Annotated in this window: 8 protein-coding genes; 2 read left to right on the forward strand and 6 right to left on the reverse strand. The window is 63.7% G+C overall.

The features are described from left to right. The first annotated feature begins 23 nt into the window (after positions 1-23). A complete protein-coding gene (locus JW929_01245) occupies positions 24-812 on the forward strand; it encodes a ParA family protein (GenBank protein MBN1438006.1) in 789 nt (262 codons plus the stop codon). Continuing rightward, a complete protein-coding gene (locus JW929_01250; protein ID MBN1438007.1) occupies positions 778-1,119 on the forward strand; it encodes a hypothetical protein in 342 nt (113 codons plus the stop codon). The genes JW929_01245 and JW929_01250 overlap by 35 nt, the downstream gene beginning before the upstream one ends. A gap of 366 nt (positions 1,120-1,485) precedes the next feature. On the opposite strand, the gene gtfA is transcribed toward JW929_01250, so the two are convergent. The 6 genes from gtfA to JW929_01280 all read right to left on the reverse strand — a co-directional run bounded on the left by gtfA (position 1,486) and on the right by JW929_01280 (position 8,175). Beyond that, positions 1,486-2,973: a sucrose phosphorylase gene (gene gtfA, locus JW929_01255; protein ID MBN1438008.1), complete on the reverse strand. Its 1,488-nt coding sequence runs from the start codon at positions 2,971-2,973 to the stop codon at positions 1,486-1,488. 9 nt (positions 2,974-2,982) lie between these two features. Further along, complete coding sequence (locus JW929_01260) at positions 2,983-3,636, reverse strand: hypothetical protein (protein MBN1438009.1); 654 nt, start codon at positions 3,634-3,636, stop codon at positions 2,983-2,985. 79 nt (positions 3,637-3,715) lie between these two features. Then, positions 3,716-4,540, reverse strand: coding sequence for a carbohydrate ABC transporter permease (locus JW929_01265; GenBank protein ID MBN1438010.1), 825 nt, complete (start codon positions 4,538-4,540; stop codon positions 3,716-3,718). After that, positions 4,537-5,505, reverse strand: a complete 969-nt coding sequence (locus JW929_01270; protein ID MBN1438011.1) for a sugar ABC transporter permease — start codon at positions 5,503-5,505, stop codon at positions 4,537-4,539. The genes JW929_01265 and JW929_01270 overlap by 4 nt, the downstream gene beginning before the upstream one ends. Before the next feature lie 27 nt (positions 5,506-5,532). After that, positions 5,533-6,915 carry an extracellular solute-binding protein gene (locus JW929_01275; protein MBN1438012.1) on the reverse strand — a complete coding sequence of 461 codons (1,383 nt, stop codon included), beginning with the start codon at positions 6,913-6,915 and terminating at the stop codon, positions 5,533-5,535. A 261-nt stretch (positions 6,916-7,176) separates the two neighbouring features. Further along, positions 7,177-8,175 carry a LacI family DNA-binding transcriptional regulator gene (locus JW929_01280; protein MBN1438013.1) on the reverse strand — a complete coding sequence of 333 codons (999 nt, stop codon included), beginning with the start codon at positions 8,173-8,175 and terminating at the stop codon, positions 7,177-7,179. Positions 8,176-8,614 lie beyond the last annotated feature (439 nt).

The raw sequence follows: 8,614 nt of genomic DNA on the forward strand, positions 1-8,614 counted from the left end.
ATGAGTCGGGGACGAGGGATCGCATGGCTTGCGTCTTGGCGGTTTACCATCAAAAAGGAGGAGTGGGCAAGACCACCACCGCCCTGGCCCTGGGAGGGTGCTTCGCCGAACTGGGAAGCCGGAGCCTGGTTGTCGATCTCGACCCGCAAGCCAACCTCACCAACAACCTCGGGCTGGAGCCGGACGCATCCCCCGTCACCATCACGGAGGTGATGGCGGGAGAGGCTTCCCCGGCACAAGCGGTCTTCGCCAGCGGCCTGCCGGGGCTCGACGTGATCCCGTCGAACGGCGCGCAACTCGGCCTGGACCGCAGGCTGTACCAATTCCCGAACCACGAATTCCTCCTCCGCCGCGCCTTGCGGCAAGATGCCTTGAAAGAGTACGCCGTCGTGCTGATCGACTGCCCGCCGTCGGTCGGCCCCCTCACGGTCAACGCCCTGACGGCGGCGGACCTGATGATCATCCCCACCCAATGCGAGTACTATTCGATCCAAGCGCTCAAGGACCTGTTCGAACTGGTCCACGACATCCGCCAGCGGACCAATCCGGCACTGGTTTACCGCATCCTGGTGACGATGTTCGACCGGCGCGGGACCTTCCACGCGACCATGCTCGAACAATTGCGGGAGTGCTTCGGGGAAGGAATCCTTTCCACCGTGATCGGATTCGACACGAAGATCCGCGAAGCCCAGGCCGCCGGGATCCCCGTCACCGTCCACGCCCCGCACAGCCGGGGCGCGGCCCAATACCGCCAGTTGGCCGAGGAATTGCTGCCTTATGTCGCCCCAAAAACCCCTGCTCCAGCGGATTAAATCGCTCTTCCCGCGCGTGCTGCCGTCCGTGCCGGACGCCCGATCCCGGACCGGGACCGCGCCGCCGGCGGCGAGGGTGAAGGCGGGCTATACCTACTTTCCGGGAACGGCGATTCCGCTCGACGAATTCTCAGCGCCTTTGCCCGATCCCGCCCATACGACGCCGATCACCGCCGCCGGAATCGCGATCGGGGAGATCCAAGCCGGCGCCAAGGAAACGGTTTGCACCGGGCGGGAAATCGAGCTGATCGACGCCGTGGCGAGGAGCCTGGGGAAGCATCTCGAAAACCTGAGCCGCAAGGAATGAGGCACGGGGATCCTTCCTTGTATCTGCTCAGCCTACCCCTCATCCGCCCTCTCTTCGCTGCGCGAGCCTGCCCCGGAGCGCCTGTGTCCGGGGGAACAGGTTCGGGCACCTTTCCCGAAATTGCGCCGGGACCGGCTTCCCAGCCCCACATCTGCAGATGAAGATATGCATTTGTTGAAAGCCCTCCAGCGCAAGCGATGGGCTGGGAGAAAGTATCCCGGAACGCATATCCTGCGCTCCGCGCGGGACCGTGACGGGAGGATTGGATGCGGGGGAGGCAAAGCAGGTGTTGTTACTTTTCAATATTGATCGGGCTGAGCAAGAAGCAAAGTCGCGCTGATCCCGGCGCCTTTTCCGCGGATTGAGTTATGGATTCAAGAGGGTTTCGGAATCCAACATTGCGCTTCCTCCCCCTTCCGAATACGCAATCCGCAGCGAGCGCTCCTTAAGATCCGCCTCCATCTCCGCCCAATCCCTGCCCGCCGACCAGCGCAGGCGCAACGCCGAATCGCCGGACGCCGCCGGAATGTTGAATTCGCCCTGAAACGCGGGATGGGAATTCCGGAAGCGGATCAGCCGGCACAAGCCTTTGACGACGGGCGATCGCACCTGCCGCCCGATCTCCTCCACGGAAAACACATGCCGGTTGATCTCCCGTCCGTCGCCCGTGCGTTGAGCGGCGGCGAGATCGTTTTCGCCGGCGAGGAGGCCCACGTAATAAACCTGGGGGATCCCCGGCGCGAAGAACTGGATGGCGCGCGCGATGAGGTAGGCCTCGTCGTCCCGCCCCAGGAGCGAGTAGTAGGTCCCGCGGATCTGGTGGACGTCGAACCCGTCGGGGTCCTTGTGGGCCTGGGATTCGATGCGGCTGAAGTTGCCTCCCCGCCGCTCGCAGACCGCGGCCACGGCGCGGGCTCCCGCCGAATCGTAGAACCCTTCGAGGTCGGGCTTGACCGGGATGCCGTCGTGGCAATCGAGCATGGTGAACTGCCGGGCGGGCCGCCGGGCGAGGTAGTGCGCCAAAAGGCCGGCCGAGGAAGTGAACAGCGCATTGAGAACGAGGTAGGGAAGGATGAAATCATAGATCCAATATCCCTTCTCGGCCAGCCGGTGCTGGATCTCCTTCCGCGCATGGACTTCCGGGAGGACATCGATCCCCAGCGACGAGGCCGCGCCCTGGATCCATTCCAGGAATTGAAAAATCTCCGGCTCGACGAAGAAGCAATCGGTGCCGGGCTTCTTGACGAGGTACCCGATGGCGTCGAGCCGGACGATCTTCACCCCGTTGGCCGCGAAGATCCGCAAGTACTCCGCGATGAGCTTTTTAAAGGCCGGGGATCTCCAGTCCATGTCCACCTGCTCGGAGGGATCCGCATGGCCGAAGGTCGTCCACAGCCTGGTCGGAGTCCGGCCGGGGCCGATTGCGAAGGTGGAATAGGGGCGCTTGCGCCTGAGGAAGATCTTCTTCAGGTCCTCCGGCCGCGGCTCCCCGTCCGGCCAGAATTTCGCGAGCGGGATGAAAAGGTCGGCCCATTCCGAGGCCGGGCCCTTCGCCTGAAAATCGCGGAAATACGGCGACTTCCTGGAGATGTGGTTGACCATCAGGTCCAGGAGAATGTCGTAGCTTTGCCCGAGGCGCCGGATATCATCCCACGCGCCGAAGCGCGGATCGATCTCGGCGTAGGTGAGCGGCGCGAATCCACGGTCGCCGGAGGAGGGAAAGGGCGGCAGAAGGTGGATGCCGCCCTCGAACAGCCTTGGAAAAAATTCTTCCAGGACGGCTCCCAGGGAGCGGATGCCGCCGCCCATCGAATCCGGGTAGGTGATCAGCTGGACCTTGTTTTTCGGGGGCATCTCGGCCGCTCAGGGAACGGGAATCACGGCGTATTCGCGGGTGATCACATAATCCGCCAGGTAGCGGTGGCCGGCGATGATCTTGTGCTCGACGCCGAGGACGCTTTCCACGAAGGGATCGCCGGCCTCGCGTCCGCGCTTCCGCTTGGTCCGGTGCGCGAGAGTCTCGCGCCGGCTGAGGGCGATGAAAACCCGGGCGTCGATCCGCTTGAGGAGCGAGACGTAGGTGCCTTCCAGAATCACGACCTTCACCCCGGCCAGGTCGACCGTCTCGGCCGACAGCGAGTCGGCGTCGTAGTCGACGCTCGGCTTGACCACGCGGGCCGCGCCGCCGCGGGCGTCATCGAGGTTGGCCTGGAGGAGATCGAAGCGCACTTCGCAGTGGGGGCCGAGCCATTCGGGATCCTGCCGCCGCCGGAGGTCGTTGGACTTGGGCGGCAGGACGAAATAATCGTCCTGGCCGAACACGGCCGTGCGGATTCCCCGCGCGGCCAGCGCTTCCGAAAGTGCGGCCGCCGTCTCGGACTTCCCCGAGCCGGATTCCCCGGCGACCGAGATCGAGAACCGGCCGGGCTTTTCCACCACCCTCTCCAGCAGGGCCGATGCAATGGCCGCGCCGGCTTTTCGGTGATGCTCCTCAAGGACGATTACGTCACCTTTCATCTTTCCTCGGATGCCGATGGATCTCCGGGGGCTTCCGCCGCGGATCCCGGCGCGAACCGGGCGCCCGCTTTTCCGCCGCTCAGCCCTTGACCGCGCCCTGCAGCAGGGCGGCGATGATCTGGCGCTGGAAGATCACGAACACGACGAGGGTGGGCACCAGGATCAGAATCGTGCCGGCGCACAACAGGGGGACATTGTTGGCATAATGGCCCTGGAACGCCCCCAGCGCTCCGGCCATCGTCCGCTGGGTCGGGTCCTCGACCAGCACCAAGCAAAGCAGGAACTGGTTCCAGGTCCAGATCGCCATGAGAATCCCGAGCGACGTGACCGGCGGCAGCGCGAGCGGGACGTGGATCTGCCAGAACAGATCCCAGGTGTTGGCGCCGTCGACCCGGGCCGCCTCCGAGATCTCAGCCGGCATGTTGACAAAGTGGGCCCGCATCCAGAAAACGGCGAACGGCATGTAAAGGGCGATCAGCGGGAACACGATCGCCAGCCGGGTGTTGTAAATCCCCAGCGCCCGCTCCAGGAAGTAGATCGGGATGATGAACCCCGCGAACGGAAGCGTCAGCCCGAACACAAACAGGAAGAGGAGCACGTGCGAGCCGGGGATCTTCAGGAGGCCGATGGCATACCCGGCCATCGTCGAGATGACCATGGCCGCGGGCACGACCGCCAGGACAAGATAAATGCTCGACGCCAGGAGCTTGGGCATTTCCGCCTGGTTCCACGCCGTCACGAAGTTGATCCACTGCGGGTCCGCCGGCCATTCGAATCCGCTGGGCACGGTCCCCGACGGGTGCAGCGCGGTGATGAAAATGCTGATGAAGGGCAGGATCGTGAACGCCATCAGCGTCAGGAGCAGGGCCCGGCCCACCCAGAACTCGCCGCGGGCGACCTTCATTGTTTGACCTCCTTGGTCAGGTACTGGATCGGGATGATGGCCAAGACGACGAGGGCCATGAGCAGGACGGCCAGGGCCGACGCCGGGCCGATCGCGCGCTGGGTGAACCCCAGGATGTAGATCTGGATCCCGGGGACCGAGGTCGAGCTGCCGGGTCCGCCGGCCGTCGTGACCCAGATGATGTCGAACGCGGCCAGCGCGGCGACCACGGTGACCGTCAGGCACACGCCGATCTCGTAGCGGAGGAGCGGGACGGTGATCGCGGCGAACTCCCGGAGCCAGCCGGCGCCGTCGATCCGCGCGGATTCATAGAGGGCCGGGTCGATCTTCGACACGCCGGTCAACAGCAGGACGGTGCAAAATCCCAACAGCACCCAAATTCCGACGACGCCGACGGCCGGGAGCGCCGTGTCGAAATCGCCCAGCCAGGCCCGGGCGAGCGCGCCGAGTCCGAAGGTCTTGAGGATCTGGTTGATCAACCCCGGGAGCGCCAGCAGCCAGCCCCAGATGATGCCGGCGGCGACGAGCGGGATGACATTGGGCAGGAAGAGAACGGTCCGGGCGACCGTCCCGAACCGCCCCGTCGCCGTGCGGTGGATTACGCTCGCGACGATGAGACCCAGGCTCACCGGAATGAAGCTGAACCACACCACCAGCCAGAACGCGTTGATAACCGTCCCGATCAGGTTGGGAACCTGGAAGATATTCACGTAGTTCTTCCATCCGACCCAGGTCGCGGGACCGACACCGTTCCATTTATAAAACGAGTACCGGATAGTCGAAGCAAAAGGCAAAAGCACGAACACCGCATACATGATCAGCGCCGGCAGGACGAACAGCCAGCCGACAACGTCCTCCCGGCGGATCCTCCGGTGCCGGAAGATCCGCCGGAAGGTTTCCGTCACGGGATGACGGTTGCCCGACGTCCCCGGGGTGTTCCCAACGGATCGGATAGGCGTGGGCATCGTCATCGCGCGTTCCTCATTCCCCAACTACTGCGCCAGTTCCCGCAGGTACTCTTCCTGGACGGCTTTGAGCAACCCGGCGGCGTCCTGCTTGCCGCCGACCATCTTCTGCAGCTCGGGCGTCCAGCCCTGGGCGAAGATCGAGCTCGTCGCGTTGGCGATGAAGTCCATCGCGCCGCTCAACCTGGGTCCGGCGGCCAGCGTGTCGAACGTGACCGAGCCGGCTTTGACGATCGGCATCTTGGCGTCGGCCGGTCCGCCGGGGTTGGATCCCATGCCGTCGACGTTGATCTGGCGGGCGATGTCGTTGGTGGCGGCCCAGTTGAAGAAGAAGGCCGCGCAATCCGCATGCTTGGCGGTGGCGGCGATGCCGTATGTCAGCGGAGCGGACATCGCGGCATACCCCCCGCCCTCCTCGGCGGGCGGCATCAGGAAGAACCCGACGTTGCCGGGCATGGCCGCATCGTAGCCGCCGTTCTGCCAGTCGCCGTTGAAGGTGAAGACGCCCTCGCCCTTGCCGAACCGGTCGGCGGCGTCGGTGTATTCAATGGCGTTGATGTCGGGCGGGAAGTAGCCCTTCTCGATCCAGTCCTGCAGGTGCTGGGCCGCGACCAGGTTCGACGGGGTGTCGATCGTCGCGCCGGGCTTCTGGAAGATCCATTCGTTGATCGGTTCCACCGGTCCGAAGGCGGCCATCAGGTTCTGGAGCGGGAACGCCAGCCCCATGCCGCTCTTGGCGCTGCCCCACTCCATGATCGGCAAGAGCCCGGCCGCTTTGGCCTTGGCGAACAGGTCCTCGAGCTCGGCGACCGTCTTGGGCGGTTCGGTCATGCCGATCTGCGCGGCGAGCTGCTTGTTGTAGAAAATGCCGGTCATGCTGTAGTTGAGGCCCATGGCATACAGCGTGCCGGACCCGCGGATGCCGTCCGCATCCAACCGGTTTTGGTCGATCTGGGGCACCGGCCAATCGTTCCAGCCGAAGGCCGCCGCGTAGTCGTCCAGGTTCTTCAGCAGGCCGTCCTTGGCGAACGAGGTCATTGTCGGCAGCCGGATCAGGTCGGGCGGGTTGTCGCTCGCGAGCAGCAGCGGCGTCGTGGTGATGAGGTTGGCGAACTGCTCCATGCTGATGTCCCAGGTGACGTTCGGGAACTGCTTCGTGAACTCCTCGGTAAGCTGCGTGGGCATGTCCCAGCCGGTTTCGAAGACGGCTTTCATCACCACCGGCTCGGTCCCGCAGTTCGGCAGTTCGGCTTGGGGAGCCTGGGTCGGCTCCGCGCTCGGGGCCGCCTTAGTCGCGGGGGCGGATGTGGCCGGAGCCGGAGTGGCTGTGGCGGTGCCGCAGGCCGCCAGAACTATGGAAAGCACCGCCGGCACGGCGATCGTGGAAAAGCTTTTGCGTTTCCTGTACATGGTCCTCCTCCATTTGAAGAAAATCCTGCGAGTCGATTGGAAGGGGGTGTCCGATGCTTGCCAAAAAGCCAGGATAATGCCGAGGAAGAATTGGATCCTACCTGGATCGCGCGGAGCGGTGATCGTTTTTGGGTATAATTCGTCCAGATAGTCGCCTGATGGGATACGTCGGCACTATCGCCCGGGTAACCGTGCTGGAAGGCATGGTTACCCTTTTCTTTTTCGGCTATTCATGCATACCGCCTCCTCTCTGCTCTTTCCTCATAAGGAATTCCGCATCACCAGCGGGCAAGGCAGCAGGACCTGCGGCGCAGTTCCCTTCTCCCCCGTGCTCTGGGAAATCTGCAACACCGTTTCCACCGCCCACCTCCCCATCTCATAATGCGGCAAGCGCATGGTGGTGAGGGTCGGATACAGGTTGGCGGAGATGAGGTCGTAGTCGTCGAAGCCGATTACGGCCACGTCCTCCGGGATCCGCTTTTGCATCCGGCCCAGCGCGTCGTAGGCGCCCATCGCCACCCGGTCGTTGAAGCAGAACAGCGCCGTCATGCGCTCGCAGCGCGCGAAGAGCGACCGGACTCCGTCGTAGCCGGTCTTGGCGTCGCCGTCCTCGCCGTAGGCCACCAACCCGTCCTCGGCCGGGACGCCGCTGTCGGCCAGCGCCTGGCGGAAGCCTTGCTCGCGCAGCCGGCCCGCGGGGACGTCCTCCGAGGTGTTGATCATGCCGATGCAGCGGTGGTTCTTCTTGAGCAGGGCCTCGGCCGCCTGATACCCCCCCAGGAACTCGTCCGGCACCACGGCCGGAAGCGAATCGCCCGCGTCGCGGCAGTTCAGGAGGACCGAAGGGATCTGGTACAGCAGCGGGGAAGGTTCGATCAGGCGGTGGCGCATCGTGGCGAAGATGATCCCCTCCACCTGCCGGCTGAGCAAAATGCCGATCTCCTGATCCTCGATTCCGGAGTCCTTGCCCGAGTTCATCAACATCAGCAGGCGCTGGTTTTCGCGGGCGGAATTCTGCGCGCCCTGGATGACCTGGCCGGCGAAAGGCGTGGTGGCGATCTCGTCGGTCACCAGCCCGATCACGCGGGATTGGCTGGTGCGGAGGCCGATCGCCATCGCGTTGGGCGTGTACCCGAGCTGCTTAACGGCTTTCAGCACCGCCGCCCGGGTCTTCTTGGAGATGTTGGTGTTGGGCACATCATTGATGACAAACGAAACCGTCGTCTGGGAAACCCCGGACAGACGGGCAACATCCCCCATGGTTGGGCGCTTCCTGTAATTTGCCATGATAATTCGATTTACTAAATCGTATTATCCTCTTTTTCTTCAATAAGTCAAGCCTTGAACCTTAAAAATTCCCAGCTAGAAGCCGAAAACGGCGGTCGAGCCCCGCTTCGCAAAGCGAGGCCAAAGCGCCGTTTTTCCTTTTTTTCCCTGCAAAGAATATAAAATTCGCCGAAAGGCACGCCTCTTTACCCCTTTCGAGGGATGATTGGTTACTCCGCTGCCCGCCCCGCTAAGCGGGGGCTCGCCGCGCGTCAGTTCATAATCTCGTATCTGCTCAGCCTCAGTAATATTGAAATGAAATCCTGCCCTTTTCCATCCTCACCCTTATCCCCTGGCCCCTTCCCCCTCTCCTGGCATAAGTCAGGAGAGGGGGAAGGGGTTGTGGGGTTGGGGGTGAGGAAAGGGCAGAGAC

Source organism: Anaerolineales bacterium, from assembly GCA_016928575.1.
GTDB lineage: Bacteria > Chloroflexota > Anaerolineae > Anaerolineales > RBG-16-64-43 > JAFGKK01.

What these genes read in the sequence shown, in the direction of transcription:
- JW929_01245 (MBN1438006.1), top strand. Translation starts at nt 24, where the DNA reads ATGGCTTGCGTCTTGGCGGTTTACCATCAAAAAGGAGGAGTGGGCAAG.
- JW929_01250 (MBN1438007.1), top strand. Translation starts at nt 778, where the DNA reads ATGTCGCCCCAAAAACCCCTGCTCCAGCGGATTAAATCGCTCTTCCCG.
- gtfA (MBN1438008.1), bottom strand. Translation starts at nt 2,973, where the DNA reads ATGCCCCCGAAAAACAAGGTCCAGCTGATCACCTACCCGGATTCGATG.
- JW929_01260 (MBN1438009.1), bottom strand. Translation starts at nt 3,636, where the DNA reads ATGAAAGGTGACGTAATCGTCCTTGAGGAGCATCACCGAAAAGCCGGC.
- JW929_01265 (MBN1438010.1), bottom strand. Translation starts at nt 4,540, where the DNA reads ATGAAGGTCGCCCGCGGCGAGTTCTGGGTGGGCCGGGCCCTGCTCCTG.
- JW929_01270 (MBN1438011.1), bottom strand. Translation starts at nt 5,505, where the DNA reads ATGCCCACGCCTATCCGATCCGTTGGGAACACCCCGGGGACGTCGGGC.
- JW929_01275 (MBN1438012.1), bottom strand. Translation starts at nt 6,915, where the DNA reads ATGTACAGGAAACGCAAAAGCTTTTCCACGATCGCCGTGCCGGCGGTG.
- JW929_01280 (MBN1438013.1), bottom strand. Translation starts at nt 8,175, where the DNA reads ATGGGGGATGTTGCCCGTCTGTCCGGGGTTTCCCAGACGACGGTTTCG.